This is a genomic window from Bradyrhizobium sp. Ken01, assembly GCF_055807355.1.
Genome location: NZ_JBVVPC010000001.1, coordinates 290,450 through 304,539, shown reverse-complemented (window position 1 = coordinate 304,539; position 14,090 = coordinate 290,450). Strand labels below are relative to the sequence as shown.

Here is a 14,090-nt window from a genome sequence, read left to right as displayed (position 1 = left end):
TCATGCGGATTTCGACACGCCCCAGAAGAACGGCAGCGGCCCTTTCGTGATGCCGGAGACGTTCTTGCGCCAGGCCGTGTAGCTGAGGAAGAAGCCGGTTGGCGCGTAGACGACGTCCTCGAGCGCGACCTTGTTGAGGCGAGCGACCGCGGCCTTCTCCTCGTCGAGGTTCTTGGCCTCGAACCAGGACGTGACCTCCTTTTCCGTGCCGGGGCTGTTCGGCCAGCCGAACCAGGCCTTGTCGCCGTTGGCGCGAATGGCGGTGTAGGGCGCCGGATTGATGCAGTCCGAACCCGCATGCCAGGTGTGGAACATGTTCCAGCCGCCCTGTCCGGGGGGAGTCTTCTGCGCGCGGCGGGAGCCGACCGTGCCCCAATCGGTCGCGACGAAGTCGACATTCATGCCGAGCTTCTTTAGGAGATCGGCGGTCACATCGCCGAACGCCTTGGTGATCGGCTGGTCCTGCGCTACGAGGCACGTAACCGGCTGGCCGGAATAGCCGCTCTCCGCGAGCAGCTTCTTGGCAGCGTCGAGATCGCGCTTGCCCTTCAGGACCTCGCCGCCCGCCTCGGTATAGAGCGGCGTATCCGGCGTGAAGTAGCCGGGCAGCGGCTTCCACAGCGAATTGTCGTCGCCGACGAGCGCACGCATATAGTCTTCCTGGCTCATCGCCATCAGCACCGCGCGCCGCGCCCGCACGTCGTTGAAGGGCGGGTACAGGAAGTTCATGCGGAACGAGCCGACATTGCCGAGCGGATCGCCGATGTCGACGCTGATGTTCTTGTTCTTCTTCAGGATCGGGACGAGGTCCGCGATCGGGTTCTCCCACCAGTCGATCTCGCCGTTTTGCAACGCGGCCGCGGCGGTCGCCGGATCGGGCATCACGATCCATTCGACGCGGTCGAGCAGCATCTGCTTGCCGCCGGCGAGCCACGACGCCTTCTCCTGCCGCGGCACATAATCGGCGAATTTTTCGAACACTGCTTTCGCACCGGGGACCCACTCACTCTTGGTGAACTTCATCGGCCCCGAGCCGACATAATCGCCGATCTGCTTGAACGGGTCGGTCTGCGCAATGCGCTCCGGCATGATGAAGGCGCAAGGCGAATTGTTCTTGCCGAGCGCATAGAGCATCTTCGGGAACGGCTGCTTCAGCACCCATTTGAAGGTACGATCGTCGACAGCAGTGAGCTCCTGCTGCAGTGCCTTGAGCATCAGCCCCATCGGATCGCGCGCCGCCCAGCGTGTGAGACTCGCAACGACGTCCTTGCTCCGAACCGGCTCGCCGTCGTGGAATTTGAGCCCCGGCCGCAGTTTGAACGTCCAGGTGGTGCCATCGTCGGTCACTTCCTCGGACTCGACCATCTGCCGCTGCGGCTGCAGCGAGGAATCGACGCCGTAGAGCGTATCCCAGACCAGCGCGGCGGCATTGCGCACGACATATTGCGTGCCCCAGATCGGGTCGAAATTGGCGAGGTTTGCTTGCGGCACGAAGCGCAGGGTGCGCGCGGAGGCGCCTTGTGCGATCGCCGGGGCCGAAAGGCCGCTCAACGCCAGACCGCCCGCGCCGGCAAGTCCCTTCAATACGGTCCTGCGATCCATGAAATCCTCCCAATAGTGCCGTGATGCCGGCCATCGTTGGCCAAGAACAGGTGAAACCAGAGCTCATTGGCGTGCAAATGGTATGCCACTAACCGGACGTTCGCCAGCGGGATATCCCGCACCATCTGGGCCGGTCGAGACCTCAAAGCGCAGCCGCCAGCACAGGCCCGGTCTCGATATGCGGGATCGCCTCGACCAGCTTGCGCGTGTAGTCGGTCTTGGGATTGTCGAACAACGCCCGGCTCTCGCCCTGCTCCACGATGCCGCCATTGCGCAGCACGATGGTGCGGTCGCAAAGCATGCGCACCACGTTGAGATCGTGGCTGACGAACAGCAGTGCGATATCGTTCTCGCGCCGGAGGCGGTCGAGCAGCTGCAGCACCACGGCCTGCACGGAGACGTCGAGCGCGGCGGTCGGCTCGTCCAGCACCAGGAGCCGCGGCCGGCAGGCGATGGCGCGGGCGATACCGACGCGGGCCTTCTGGCCGCCGGAGAGCTGATGCGGAAAGCGCGGCAAGAGATCCAGCGGCAGCCCCACACGCTTCGCGCAGTCTTCCACCCGCTTGCGCAGCGCATCGCCCCCACGCATACGATCGAGCCGCATCAGGGGATGGGCAATGCAATCGAAGGCGGTGAAGCGCGGATTGAGGCTCTCGTTCGGGTCCTGGAACACCATCTGGATGTCTTTGCGGAACTGCGAGCGGTGAAAATCGCGCGACGCCACGTGGCCGATCGACTGCCCGTCGAACACGATCTCGCCCTCGCTCGGATCGATCAGGCGGCAAATCATGCGTGACGTCGTGCTCTTGCCGGAGCCGGATTCGCCGACGAGGCCGACACTCTCGCCGCCGGCCATCGTCATCGAGAAGTCCGCCACCGCCGCAGCACCCTCGTCGAATCGTTTTGCGAGCTTGCGCACTTCCAGCAGCGGCGGAGTCCCGTGAACGGGCTCCTGCCTCGGCCTGCTGACGACAGCCGCGTAGCCTTCCCGCTCCTCTTCCGTCACGAGGTCTGCGATCCCGGAGGTCGCGGTCGGTGACGCCGCCACCAGGCGCCTGGTATAGGCGTGCTGCGGCGCGCCGAACAGTGTCCTGGGGCTTGCCTCTTCGACGATGCGGCCGCGTTCCATCACGGCGATACGGCGGCAATATCGCGCCGCTAACCCGAGATCGTGCGTGATCAGGATCGTCGCCATGCCGCGCGCAGCGGCAATCTCCGCCAGGAGGTCCATCACCACCTTCTGCGTGGTGACGTCGAGTCCGGTCGTCGGCTCATCGGCGATCAAGAGCGCGGGATTGCAGGAGATCGCAATCGCGATCATGACGCGCTGGCACATGCCGCCGGAGAGTTCGTGCGGATAGGCGTTCATCCGCGTCTCGGGGTCGCGGATCTGGACGGCGCGCAACAGCTCCAGCGCCTCGGCGCGAGCGGCGTCCTTCGATATCCGCTTATGCGTGAGAATCGCGTCCGCAATCTGTAAGCCGATCGCGCGGATCGGATTGAGCGCCGCACGCGGGTTCTGGAAGATCATCGACATCGCGGCGCCCTGGAGCTGACGGAGATCATCGCCCCTGAGTTTTGTGACGTCCTGGCCGCGAAACAGGATTCTTCCGCCAGTGACGCGCCCGGCCGCATCGAGCAGCCGCGTCGTCGCAAAACCGGTCACCGACTTGCCCGATCCGCTTTCGCCGACGAGGCCAAGCATCTCGCCGGCTTCGACCGTGAGCGTGACCCCGCGGACGGCCTCGACCAGTCCACGCCGGGTTGAGAACGAGACGTGGAGATTGTCGATCTCGAGGAGAGTCTCGCTCATGTGCGCATGCGCGGATCGAGAATGTCCCGCATCCCGTCGCCGAGAAGGTTGAAGCACAGCACGGCCATCATCAACGCAAGGCCCGGAAAGGCCACCAGCCACCACCGCCCGGTCGAGATGAAGCGGGCGCCTTCCGCGACCATGATGCCCCATTCCGGTGTCGGCGGCTTGACGCCAAGGCCGATGAAGGACAGGCCGGCTGCGTTCAGGATCGCCCAGCCGAGATTGAGCGAGATCTGCACGGCCATCGCCGGCAGGATGTTCGGCAACAGGAAGCGCAGCACCACCGAGAAATGGCTCTCGCCGCAGGAACGCGCCGCCTCCACCCAGCCGACATTGCGCCGGACGTTGACCTCGGCGCGCGCGAAGCGGATGTAGAACGGAAGATTGATGATCGCGGTCGCGATCACGATGTTCTCGATCCGGTTGCCGAGCGCCGCAACCATCGCCATCGCCAGCACGAACAGCGGAAAGGCCATCATGACGTCGACGAAGCGGCCGACCGAGCGATCGAGCCTGCCTCCGGCATAGCCGCAGAAGGAGCCGACGACGGCGCCGATCACGAAGGAGATGCCGACCGCCGAGACCGCGATGGCAAGGTCGAGGCGGCCCGCAACGACGAGGCGGCTGAACACGTCGCGCCCGAGCTGGTCGGTGCCGGCGAGATGCGCCGCACTCGGCGGCTGCAAGGCTTCCGAGACATTGGAGACGACGGGATCATAGGGCACGAGCCAGGGTCCGAAGATCGCGACCAGGACAAACAGGAGGACACCGGCCGCGGCGACCCCGGTCAGCGGGTTGCCGCGCAAAATCCAGACCGAATGGCGGAGGGTTGCGCTCGTCATCCGATCGACACCCTGGGATCGGCGATGCCGTAGCAGATATCGACGACCAGATTGACCAGCACGAAGATGCCAGCCATCAGCAGCACAAAACCCTGCACCGGCGCATAATCGGACGACAGCAGCGCATCGAGCGCATAGGAGGCGACGCCCGGCCAGGAGAACACCTTCTCCACCAGGACATTCGCGCCAAGCATGGTCGAGAACACGATGCCGGCAATGGTGATGACGGGAAGGATCGCATTGCGCAGCGCATAGGTGACGACGACCTTCTGCCAGGACAATCCGACCGAGCGCGCGGTGCGCACGAAATCGCTGCCGAGCGAGACCAGCATCGACGCACGGGTAATCCGCGCCAGCGGCGCGATGACGAACAGGGCCATGCTCACTGCCGGCAGGATCAACTGCTTGCAGGCCGCCCACCAGCCCTCGATGTCGCCCGCGAGCAGGAAATCGACCGACAGAAACCCGGTGCGCTGCGGCGGCAGCGAGGTGAAGACGTCGATCCGCCCGGTCGGATCAGGCGCAAGACCGAGCAGATAGTAGAACACATAGATCAGCAGCAGGCCCGACACGAAGGTCGGCACGCAGACGCCGAGCGCGCAGAACAGCCGCACGCCATGATCGACCAGCGATCCCGGTTTCAAGGCTGCGACCACGCCGAGCGGCACCGCCGCGATCAGCGCGATCAGGAGCGCCGTGAAGGTCAACTCCAGCGAGGCCGGCAAACGCTCGCGCAAATCCTTGAGCACCGGCTGTCCCGTCATCATGGAGCGGCCCAGATTGCCGCGGCCGATATCGGACAGATAGAACACGAGCTGCTCCGGCACCGACTTGTCGAGCCCCATCTGCTTGCGGATCTGCTCGATCTCCTCCTTGCCGGCATTGGGCCCCGAGGCGAAGAACACCGCGGGATCTCCGGGGAGGACCCGCATCAGCAGAAAGGTGAAGACCAGCACGCCGAACAACGCCGGCAGCGACGACAGAAGCCGCCTCCCCGCGCGCGTCACGGTCGCACCAAAACCGGTCATCACCTTTCAGAGCCCTTGCATGTCGAGATTACTTGCGGCTGACATCGCGATAATCGACCTGACGATGGAACTCGTAGGTATAGCCCTCGATCGACGACGCCATCACGGCGTCCTGGTTCGGCTGCCACAGCGGGATCTGCGGCATCTCGCTGAAATGAATCGCGTTGAGCTTGCGGCCATCCTCCTCGTACTTGGCCTTGTCGGGCTCGAAGCGTGCTTCCTGCGCGATCGCGGCCAGCTCCGGATTGTTGATCGAGCTGTAATTCCAGCGCTGATTGCCGGTGTAGAAGTTGCGATAGAAGTAATCGGTCGAGGGCAGCCAGGCGACGATGCCTTCCGTGAACAAAGGCAGCTTCTTCTCGTTGATCTGCGTCGACATCTGCGCATCCGGCAGCTTCTGGATGTCGACCTTGATCCCGATCTTGGCAAGCGATTCCTTCACGAGAGCAGCCATCGGCTCCGCGGTCGAGGCCTGACCGACGTTGAAGCTGAAGGTGGTCGAAAAACCCTCCGGGAGGCCGGCGGCCTTCAGATATTCCCTCGCCTTGTCGAGATCGGTCTTCACTGGCGCCTGGAACGGATAGATGCCGTTCAGCGGCTTGCCATCCGGCCAATTCGCACCGAACAGCGGCGCGCCGCGGCCGAACAAGGCGGCCTTGAACATGTCGTCATAAGGCAGCGCGAAGGCGACGGCGCGGCGCACGTTGACGTTGTCGAAAGGCGGGATCTGGTTGTTCATCGAGACGAAGGTGATCGAATTGTATTGCGGCGTCGAGATCACCTTGAGCTTGCCCTTGGCCTCGAGCGACTGCACGTCGCTGGCCTGGAGATCGACGACGAGATCGGCGTCGCCGCGCTCGACCAGATTGGCTCGGGTCGCGGGCTCAGGCACGGACTGCACGATCACGCGCTTGAAGAACGCCGGCTTGTCGGGCAAGCCGCGGTTCCAGGCCTCGTTGCGCTTGATGATCACCTGCTCGCCGGGCTTGAAGCTCTCGATCACGTAAGCACCGCTGCCGGCAGTATGCTCCTTCAGCCAGGCCGTGGCCCAGGGATCTTCCGGGGTCGCGTGCTCCTTGGCGACCTTCGAGTTGATGATCAGCGGGTAGACCGTCGCGAGATTCGGCAGCGCGAGCTTGTCGGGCTTTGGCAGCGTCACTTCGATCGTGAGGGGATCGATCACCTTGAATTGGTCGGCCGACGTCAGCGAGCCCGTCAGCAATTGCGCCTTGCCGAGGATCGGCGCGGTGACGCAGCGATCGAGCGACCATTTCACGTCCTCGGCGGTCACGGGCGAGCCGTCCTGGAATTTGGCATCCTTGCGCAGACGGAATGTCAGCTTCAGTCCGTCCGGGCTGACGTCGTAGGATTCGGCGAGCTCACCGGTGATCTTGTCGAGATCGAACACCCATTTGCCGTTGAGCTGCTTGCGGCCGAACGCCACCAGGCGGTCGTAGGTGCTCATGCTGAGCGCGAAGGATTCGCGCGTCGAGCCCGGGATGTTGGGATCGAGCGTGTTGACGGATGCGCCGGTGACATAGCGCAACGTCTCGGCTCTGGTTTGCGCTTGCGAAGGCGCAGTGGCGATGAGCAACAACGCGGTGGTGGCGAGCAAGCACGTTGCCGACCTGAAAGACACAAAACGCATTCGTTTTCCCCAATATTTTCGACAGGAACGCCAGCAGGACAGGTCAAGAAAGAAGCAAGTTGCGCGCCAGTCTCATGATGCGCTCTTGTGGACGCTTTGTCGCGGCGGCGCATGGACGATCATCGCGATTCCTCCATGTTTCGCGCCGGCCGCGTGACCACGGCCTGCGGCACGTCATAGGCGCGGAGCGAGGCCCAGTGCCGTTCGACATCGGCACGAAACAGGGCGCGCGTCAGGCCATTGACCAGCTTCGGCACCGCGGTCGTCATCGCGTTGATCGACGACCCCGACGGGCCAAAACTCATCGTGGAGGCGATGGCGAAGAGATGGATATTCGAGATCCACGGCGTCTCGCCCGCAACACGTTCGGTGAAGGCGTAATCGTCGGCGAGATAGGGAAAGCGGCCGAGCCGCGCGTTGCGCTCGCTCTCCGGGGGCTGGTAGCGGTCGGCCCAGGTTGCGATATTGCCGGCAAATGTGGCGAGTTCGCCGCGCCCGGCAAAGTTCATGTCGATGCCGGTGCCGCAGATGACGAAATCCGCAGGTATGACGCCGTGCGGCGTCTGCACCTCCACACCGCGATCGGTCTCGCGGGCCGCGTCGATCGGCGCGCCCTCGTGCAATATGAAATTGGCATGATTTGCGCAGCGATCGTAAGTTGGCTGCGGAAAGCCTTCGCGCATCTCGAGGATGGTGCGCATGAAGCGCCAGCGCCAGGCATCGTCGAGATCGCTGAGATGACGCAAGAAGCCGCGGAAGGTCAGCCAGCGATAGGGCTGGATCACCTGGATCTGCGCACGACGGCAAAGCAGGTGCACCTCGGCCGCGCCCGCTTCCAGCGCGGTTGCCGCATTGTCGAAGGCCGATGCGCCGGCACCGATCACGGCGACGCGCTTGCCGCGAAGATCTTCGAAATCGATGTCGTCGGCGACGGTTGCGACCGAGCTCTTGGGCAGATGGCTCAGCGGCTCGGGGATCATCCAGTCCCCCATTCCCTCCTGCCCGGTCGCCAGCACGATCTTGCGCGCAAAGAGCGTCTCGACGCCGTCGCCACGTTTCACGCGTGCGGCCAGCAAACCATCTTCCGCGGGCCGGATTTCCAAGAGCTCGCAGCCGTTGCGCACGGGCAAGCCGATCGTGCGCCGTAGCCAGAGCAGATACTCCGCCCAATGCTCCCTCAGGATTAGATTCAGCGTCTGCCAGCTTTCCTTGCCGAAACGGGCTTCATGCCAGGACTGGTAGGTCAGGCTGGGGATATCGAGGTCGGGTCCCGTATAGTCCTTCGGGCTGCGCAGCGTCGGCATGCGGGCATAGGTGAGCCATGGCCCCTCCTTCCCCTCCTCGGCCTTGTCCAGCAGCAGGATATTGTTGACGCGGGAGCGCATCAGGCCGAAGCCGATGGCGATGCCGGATTGGCCGGCGCCGATCACGAGCACGTCCAGCGCCGGTTCGCCGTCCGGGCCCGCCTTCGGTCCGAGCCAGGCGGCACCGGGATGCGCGATCCGTGCGAGATCGGCGTGAACGCTCACTTCGAGCTCTGTCAGAGCATCACTCATGCCGCGAGCCAGCCTCCGTCGACCACCATCACGGTGCCGGTGGTAAACGAGGACGCATCGCTTGCAAGATGCAGCGCCGCCTGCGCGATCTCCTCGGCCTGCCCGAACCGCTTCATGGCGTGGCGGTTGCGCGACGTTTCGCGCACCTCGTCCGCATTGGCGTGACGGGCAAAGCTGCGCCGAAGCATCGGCGTGTCGACCGCGCCCGGCGCGATTGCGTTGACGCGAATGCCGTCCGTCGCAAAATCCACCGCCATCGTCCGCGTCAGGCTGATAATCGCGCCCTTGGCGGCGATATAGGCGCTGTTGCCCTTGCCGCCGGCAATCGCAAGCTGTGACGCCAGCGTGATGATCGAACCTCTCTTCTGCCGTTGCATCTGCGGCACGGCGGCGCGCGCCCATAGCCAGGTGCCGCCGACATTGGTGCGGAACACCGCGTCCCAATCGGCAGGGTCCGTCGTCAACACGGTGCCGCCGCAGGAGAAGCCGGCCGCGGTCATGAGAATGTCGAGCCGGCCGTGCCGTGCCACGACGTCGTTTGCAACGGCCTCGGCGAAATCGGCATCGCCGACATCGCCAACATGCGTCATGGCATCGCCAACCAGGCTCAACGTTTCCTGAAGTCCCGCGGCATCGCGATCCACCAGAGCGAGATGCGCGCCCTCCTCCGCGAACAGCTTCGCGCTGGCACGGCCGATGCCGGAGCCGGCTCCAGTGATGATGGCCGTGCGCCCCTGCAGCCGCATCTCAGATCCACTCCTTATGCTGCGTCAACCAGGCGCTCATCGCGGCCGCCGACTCGGCGCAGCCGAACCGCGCCCGCCAGCCAAATTCATCCGCCATCCGCGTCACCGACAGCGGCGCGCGATAGGGTCCATGCAGCTTGATGACGGTTTTCTCCCCAGGCGCCGCGAGCCGGCATTGCAGGCCGGGATGCAACGCCGCAAAGGCCTCGCCCCATTGCAGCGCAGGCCGTAGCCCACCGCTGGAGATGTTGTAGAGCCGGTGGCGCGGCCGCTCGGATTCGATCAAGATCGCCACGGCCTCGGCCGCATCAAGGGCGTAAATCCAGTCCTTGACGCCCGCGCCCGGCATGAGCGCCAGCCCGCAGCGGGCGAACTCGGCCAGGATTTGAAACTGAAGGCTCGGCGTATCCCGTACCTTGCCGATCCGTTCCCACGGACCGAACACCGCGCTCAAACGCACACTGAGAAAGTCACCATCCCACAACTCCGCGAGCCGAGCCACCGATCGTTCCGAGGCGAATTTGCTGATCGCGTAGAAGGAGACGGGATCGCAGGGCGTCTCCTCGTCCAGCACCGCATGACGCTGCCCCGCAGCGCCATAGGCGGAAGCGGATGAGAGATTAATCACGCGCCGAGTGCCACGGCGGACCGCCGCGCTCAAGATCGGGATCTGAGCCATCACGTTGATCTCGAGGATACTCGAGGTGGTGGTTCGTTCGAGGTGATCCCCGGCGGTTATGGCGGCGCCAAGGACGATCGTATCAAACCTCTGCTTTAGAAGCGCGTCGATCCTTTCGATGTCGGTGATCTCGCCCTGAACAACCGTACACCGCTCACCATAGTCGGCAAACGATCGCTCCGCTCCCGCCGGCAATTGCTTACGGTCATAGAGCGTCACCTCATGCCCGCGCGCGAGCAGCGCCTCGGCAACATTGAGGCCGACAAAGCCGGTGCCGCCGAAGATGACGATCTTCATCGCGCGCGATCCGCCGTCACAGTAGCTTCGCTCCGAAATTGCGCTCGGGGTCCATATCGGCGACGAGCCGGCCCGTCGGTTTGGCCGCCTCACCGCCGCTGCGGGCGAGGAACTGGCCGCTGCCGGCGCTCGCGAGACACTTGTTGCCGTCGATGATCACCCGGCCACGCGACAGCACCGACACCGGCCAGCCCTTCAGCTTACGGCCTGCGAACGGCGTGTAGCCGGCAAGATCGTGCATCATCTCATCGGCGATCACGGTCTCGCGATCGGGATCCCAGATCGCGATATCGGCATCGGCGCCGACCGCGATCGAACCCTTGCGCGGATGCAGATTGTAGATCTTGGCCGGCGCGGTCGAGGTCAGCTCGACGAACTTCTCCAGGCCGAGCCGCCCCTTCGACACCATCGCGTCGAACAGCAACGGCAGCCGCAACTCCAGCCCCGGCAGGCCATTTGCGACCTGTTTGAAGTTGGGATGGGGACCGGCGCGCAGCTTGCCGGTCTCGTCGTAACGATACGGCGCGTGATCCGACGAGATGGTCTGGAGATCGCCGAGCGACAGCGCTTGCCACAGCGCCTCCTGGTCGGCATGCGTCCGCGGCGGCGGGCTGCACATCCACTTGGCGCCCTCGGAGCCGGGCTTGTCGAGGTCGGCTGCGGTCAGGAACAGATATTGCGGACAGGTCTCGGCAAAGACCTTCAGCCCCTGCCCGCGCGAGTCCCGGATCACTTTTGCGCCTTCCGCCGTCGAGACATGGAAGATCATGATCGGCTGGTCGATCAGCGCCGCCATGCCGATCAGCCGGGTGAAGGCCTCCGCCTCCGACACGCGGGCGTGGCTGACGGCGTGATATTTCGGCATCGTGTAGCCACGCGCGAGCAGGCGCTTCACCATCCAGGCGATGATGCCGTGGTTCTCGGCATGGGCGCACAACATCGCGCCGGACTGTCGCGCGGCGAGAAGGATGTCCAGCAGCGGCTCGTCGTCCACCTTGAGGCGGTCGTAGGTCATGAAGATCTTGATCGAGGCATGGCCCTGCTTCACCAGCGCCGGAATGTGCTCCTCGACGGTCTCCTTGGTCGCATCCGCAATGATCATGTGAAAGGCGTAGTCGATCACGGCGCCCTTCTTCGCCAGCGCGTGATAATCCTCAACCACCTGCGGCAGTTTCATGCCGACATGCTGGGCGGCAAACGGGATCACCGTGGTCGTGCCGCCGAAGGCCGCCGAGACGGTCGCGCTCTCGAACGTGTCGGCGTTCATGATGCCGGCAGCGGACAATTGCTCGATATGGGCGTGGCTGTCGACGCCGCCTGGCAGCACCAGCTTGCCGCGGGCGTCGATCTCGCGCTTCGCGGACGGAAGTCCACGCCCGATAGCGGCGATGGTCTCGCCGGAGATAGCGACATCGGCTTCAAAGACGTCGGTCGTCGTCGCGACGCGCCCACCGCGAATGATCAGGTCGTAAGCGGGTTCAGTCATGAGGCACTCCATGATAGGCTCAAGCCAAGTGATCGAAATTTTGCAGGAAGACCAGCATGTCCCGACCTCGCATTCTCGTCATCAATCCGAACTCCAACCCTGCGGTCACGCAGGGGCTGGAGGACGCGCTGAAGCCGCTCGGTTTCGACGGCGGCCCCGAACTGGTGTGCCAGACGCTGGCCGAGGGTCCGTTCGGCATTGAAACCCAGGACGATGTCGACGGCGTCGCGATGCCGCTGCGCCGGCTGGTCGAGGGCGACAACAGCTCGGCCGCCTTTGTCATCGCCTGCTACAGCGATCCCGGGCTTCAGGTCTGCCGCGAAGGCACCGAACGGCCGGTATTCGGCATCGCCGAGTGCGGCGTGCTGACCGCGCTGGCCCGCGCCGAAACCTTTGGCGTCATCGCGATCGCCCAGCGCTCGATCCCGCGTCACATGCGCTATCTCAGGCAGATGGGACTGACCGAACGTCTCGCCGGCGAGCGGCCGCTCAACATGAGCGTCGCGGAAACTGCCTCGGGGGAAGGCACGCTCGCCAGGATGATCGAAATCGGCCGCGCGCTGCGCGACGAGGACGGCGCCCGCGCCATCGTGATGGGCTGTGCCGGCATGGCGCGCCATCGCCGCCCCCTCGAAGACGCGCTCGGCATTGCCGTGATCGACCCGACACAGGCGGCCGTCACCATGGCGCTGGGTACGGTGCAGTTCTCGAATCACTAGGCGTCCTTCAGCTCTTTGGCGTCCTGCCGCGCGAGCCATTGCGCGTGGCTCTCCCGGACAAGCGCGAACGTATCCCGCTGTGTCGTGTAGAGATTGCCGAACATGCGGCCGATCGGCCGGTAGGCGTCGAGATCAACATACATGTTGGCCTCATCGACCAGGCCCTCGCGGGCGTGAACCCGGAGCACCTCGCCGACGAGCAGTTCGCGATCGGGCGAAAAATTCAGCGCGACATGGCGCCGGCATTCGAGCGCAAAGGGTGCCGCGGCGAGGCGCGGCACCTTCACGTCTACAGAGGGAAGCGTCGCCAGCCCTGCCGCGGCGACCTCGCTGTCACCGGATGGAAAATCCACCGCGCAGTCGTTCATCGCCACCGACAGAGCCTCGTCCACCATGTGAACCACGAATTCGCCGTCGCGATGGATGTTGCGGGTGGTGTCCTTCGGGCTGTGATCCGGCTTGTGCTGGAGACCGAGCACGATCAGCGCCGGGCTCTCCGAGAACACGTTGAAGAAGCTGAACGGCGCGGCATTGACCGCCCCGTTGGCATCGAGCGTCGTCACCAGCGCAATCGGCCGCGGCACCACCACGCCGCAGAGCAGCTTGTAACGGTCGCGCGGATCGAGCTCGCGCAGGGGAATACCTGATGTGCCCTTGTCCGCCATCGACGTCACTTCTCCGGCGGCGGCACTGCGCCGGTCTGGCTCGTGATCAGACCGTAATGCTCGATGCGGCGATGCTGCGCGAAATTGAAAATCGTGGTCTTGCCGAAGGTGGTGGCGTCGAGGTCGCAAGGGTGGACCAGCAGCTCGTCCTCTTCCGTCTTGGCCTCGGCGACGATTTCGCCATTGGGATCGACGATCAGGCTGCCGCCAAACAGCGGGTGTCCGTCCTCATTGCCGGCCTTGGCCACCGCGACGACCCAGGTCGCGTTCTGATAGGCGCCGGCCTGCGCGGAGAGGCGGTTGTGGAACAGGCGTTTCTCGACGCCCTCATCGCTCCTCTCCGCATTCACCGACGGCGTGTTGTAGCCGATCAGCACCATCTCGACGCCCTGCAAGCCCATCACGCGATAGGTCTCGGGCCAGCGCCGGTCGTTGCAGATGGCCATGCCGATGATGCCGCCCAGCTCGCGCCAGACGTTGAAGCCGAGATCGCCCGGCTCGAAATAGCGCTTCTCCAGATGCTGGTGCGAGCGCTTGGTGTCGTATTCCACATGGCCCGGCAAATGGATCTTGCGATATTTGCCGACGATCTTGCCGGATTTGTCGGTGAGAACAGCAGTGTTGAAATGATGCCCATCCGGCGTCAGCTCCGCATAGCCGAAATTCATCGCCATCTGGTGCCGCGCCGCGCGCTCGAACAGCGGCCGGGTCGCGGCGTTCGGCATCTCGCGCTCGAACCAGACGTCGAACTCGGCCCGGTCCTCCACGTACCAGCGCGGAAAGAAGGTCGTGAGCGCCAGTTCCGGATAGACGATCAGGTCGGCGCCCTTGCTCTTGGCCTCGTCCATCAGCGCAATCATGCGCTTGACCACGGCCTCGCGGCTGTCCGCTTTCTGGATCGGGCCCATCTGGGCGGCGGCAACATTGACGATACGCATCAGCGATTTCCTGGTGATGTCTTTGAGCTAAGCTACAGTTTCAACAACGTGCCGGCGCGCGGCAGCAT

13 protein-coding genes are annotated in these 14,090 nt (G+C 64.4%); 2 read left to right on the top strand and 11 right to left on the bottom strand.

The annotated features are described in order from the left end of the window. From AC0L3S_RS01375 to AC0L3S_RS01355, 5 genes are all read right to left on the bottom strand, one after another. Entirely contained in the window at window positions 1-1,602 is a 1,602-nt protein-coding gene (locus tag AC0L3S_RS01375; RefSeq protein ID WP_473258173.1) for an ABC transporter substrate-binding protein, read from the bottom strand. A 142-nt stretch (window positions 1,603-1,744) separates the two neighbouring features. Continuing rightward, the gene (gene nikE / locus AC0L3S_RS01370; protein ID WP_473277856.1) at window positions 1,745-3,415 is read right to left on the bottom strand and encodes a nickel ABC transporter ATP-binding protein NikE; all 1,671 of its coding nucleotides are present in this window, start codon (window positions 3,413-3,415) and stop codon (window positions 1,745-1,747) included. After that, window positions 3,412-4,260, bottom strand: a complete 849-nt coding sequence (locus tag AC0L3S_RS01365; RefSeq protein WP_473277855.1) for an ABC transporter permease — start codon at window positions 4,258-4,260, stop codon at window positions 3,412-3,414. Before AC0L3S_RS01365 ends, nikE begins: the two co-directional genes overlap by 4 nt. Continuing rightward, complete coding sequence (locus AC0L3S_RS01360; RefSeq protein ID WP_473277854.1) at window positions 4,257-5,291, bottom strand: ABC transporter permease; 1,035 nt, start codon at window positions 5,289-5,291, stop codon at window positions 4,257-4,259. The genes AC0L3S_RS01365 and AC0L3S_RS01360 overlap by 4 nt, the downstream gene beginning before the upstream one ends. A gap of 25 nt (window positions 5,292-5,316) precedes the next feature. Beyond that, window positions 5,317-6,936 (bottom strand): ABC transporter substrate-binding protein, encoded by a 1,620-nt coding sequence (locus AC0L3S_RS01355; protein ID WP_473277853.1) that lies wholly within the window; start codon window positions 6,934-6,936, stop codon window positions 5,317-5,319. On the opposite strand from AC0L3S_RS01355, the gene AC0L3S_RS01350 reads away from it, so the two are divergent. After that, entirely contained in the window at window positions 6,875-7,093 is a 219-nt protein-coding gene (locus AC0L3S_RS01350; protein ID WP_473277936.1) for a hypothetical protein, read from the top strand. The two genes, AC0L3S_RS01355 and AC0L3S_RS01350, sit on opposite strands and share 62 nt — an antisense overlap. On the opposite strand, the gene AC0L3S_RS01345 is transcribed toward AC0L3S_RS01350, so the two are convergent. Genes AC0L3S_RS01345 through hydA form a run of 4 tightly spaced genes read right to left on the bottom strand, consistent with a single transcriptional unit; the run spans window position 7,056 to window position 11,700 of the window. Continuing rightward, complete coding sequence (locus tag AC0L3S_RS01345; protein WP_473277852.1) at window positions 7,056-8,492, bottom strand: NAD(P)-binding domain-containing protein; 1,437 nt, start codon at window positions 8,490-8,492, stop codon at window positions 7,056-7,058. The two genes, AC0L3S_RS01350 and AC0L3S_RS01345, sit on opposite strands and share 38 nt — an antisense overlap. Then, window positions 8,489-9,238 carry an SDR family oxidoreductase gene (locus AC0L3S_RS01340; RefSeq protein ID WP_473277851.1) on the bottom strand — a complete coding sequence of 250 codons (750 nt, stop codon included), beginning with the start codon at window positions 9,236-9,238 and terminating at the stop codon, window positions 8,489-8,491. Before AC0L3S_RS01340 ends, AC0L3S_RS01345 begins: the two co-directional genes overlap by 4 nt. A gap of 1 nt (window position 9,239) precedes the next feature. Continuing rightward, window positions 9,240-10,214, bottom strand: a complete 975-nt coding sequence (locus AC0L3S_RS01335; protein ID WP_473277850.1) for an NAD-dependent epimerase/dehydratase family protein — start codon at window positions 10,212-10,214, stop codon at window positions 9,240-9,242. 16 nt (window positions 10,215-10,230) lie between these two features. After that, the gene (hydA, locus tag AC0L3S_RS01330; RefSeq protein WP_473277849.1) at window positions 10,231-11,700 is read right to left on the bottom strand and encodes a dihydropyrimidinase; all 1,470 of its coding nucleotides are present in this window, start codon (window positions 11,698-11,700) and stop codon (window positions 10,231-10,233) included. Between the two features lie 56 nt (window positions 11,701-11,756). On the opposite strand from hydA, the gene AC0L3S_RS01325 reads away from it, so the two are divergent. Then, window positions 11,757-12,419 (top strand): aspartate/glutamate racemase family protein, encoded by a 663-nt coding sequence (locus tag AC0L3S_RS01325; protein ID WP_473277848.1) that lies wholly within the window; start codon window positions 11,757-11,759, stop codon window positions 12,417-12,419. Here the strand turns inward: AC0L3S_RS01325 and AC0L3S_RS01320 are convergent. Then, window positions 12,416-13,084: a flavin reductase family protein gene (locus AC0L3S_RS01320; protein WP_007608557.1), complete on the bottom strand. Its 669-nt coding sequence runs from the start codon at window positions 13,082-13,084 to the stop codon at window positions 12,416-12,418. The genes AC0L3S_RS01325 and AC0L3S_RS01320 overlap by 4 nt on opposite strands. A gap of 5 nt (window positions 13,085-13,089) precedes the next feature. Next, window positions 13,090-14,022: an N-carbamoyl-D-amino-acid hydrolase gene (locus AC0L3S_RS01315; protein ID WP_473277847.1), complete on the bottom strand. Its 933-nt coding sequence runs from the start codon at window positions 14,020-14,022 to the stop codon at window positions 13,090-13,092. Window positions 14,023-14,090: the final 68 nt, after the last annotated feature.

Bases quoted from the DNA above. Each gene is read 5' to 3' on its own strand.
- AC0L3S_RS01375 (WP_473258173.1), bottom strand. From the start codon at position 1,602: ATGGATCGCAGGACCGTATTGAAGGGACTTGCCGGCGCGGGCGGTCTG.
- nikE (WP_473277856.1), bottom strand. From the start codon at position 3,415: ATGAGCGAGACTCTCCTCGAGATCGACAATCTCCACGTCTCGTTCTCA.
- AC0L3S_RS01365 (WP_473277855.1), bottom strand. From the start codon at position 4,260: ATGACGAGCGCAACCCTCCGCCATTCGGTCTGGATTTTGCGCGGCAAC.
- AC0L3S_RS01350 (WP_473277936.1), top strand. From the start codon at position 6,875: ATGAGCAACAACGCGGTGGTGGCGAGCAAGCACGTTGCCGACCTGAAA.
- AC0L3S_RS01355 (WP_473277853.1), bottom strand. From the start codon at position 6,936: ATGCGTTTTGTGTCTTTCAGGTCGGCAACGTGCTTGCTCGCCACCACC.
- AC0L3S_RS01345 (WP_473277852.1), bottom strand. From the start codon at position 8,492: ATGAGTGATGCTCTGACAGAGCTCGAAGTGAGCGTTCACGCCGATCTC.
- AC0L3S_RS01340 (WP_473277851.1), bottom strand. From the start codon at position 9,238: ATGCGGCTGCAGGGGCGCACGGCCATCATCACTGGAGCCGGCTCCGGC.
- AC0L3S_RS01335 (WP_473277850.1), bottom strand. From the start codon at position 10,214: ATGAAGATCGTCATCTTCGGCGGCACCGGCTTTGTCGGCCTCAATGTT.
- hydA (WP_473277849.1), bottom strand. From the start codon at position 11,700: ATGACTGAACCCGCTTACGACCTGATCATTCGCGGTGGGCGCGTCGCG.
- AC0L3S_RS01325 (WP_473277848.1), top strand. From the start codon at position 11,757: ATGTCCCGACCTCGCATTCTCGTCATCAATCCGAACTCCAACCCTGCG.
- AC0L3S_RS01320 (WP_007608557.1), bottom strand. From the start codon at position 13,084: ATGGCGGACAAGGGCACATCAGGTATTCCCCTGCGCGAGCTCGATCCG.
- AC0L3S_RS01315 (WP_473277847.1), bottom strand. From the start codon at position 14,022: ATGCGTATCGTCAATGTTGCCGCCGCCCAGATGGGCCCGATCCAGAAA.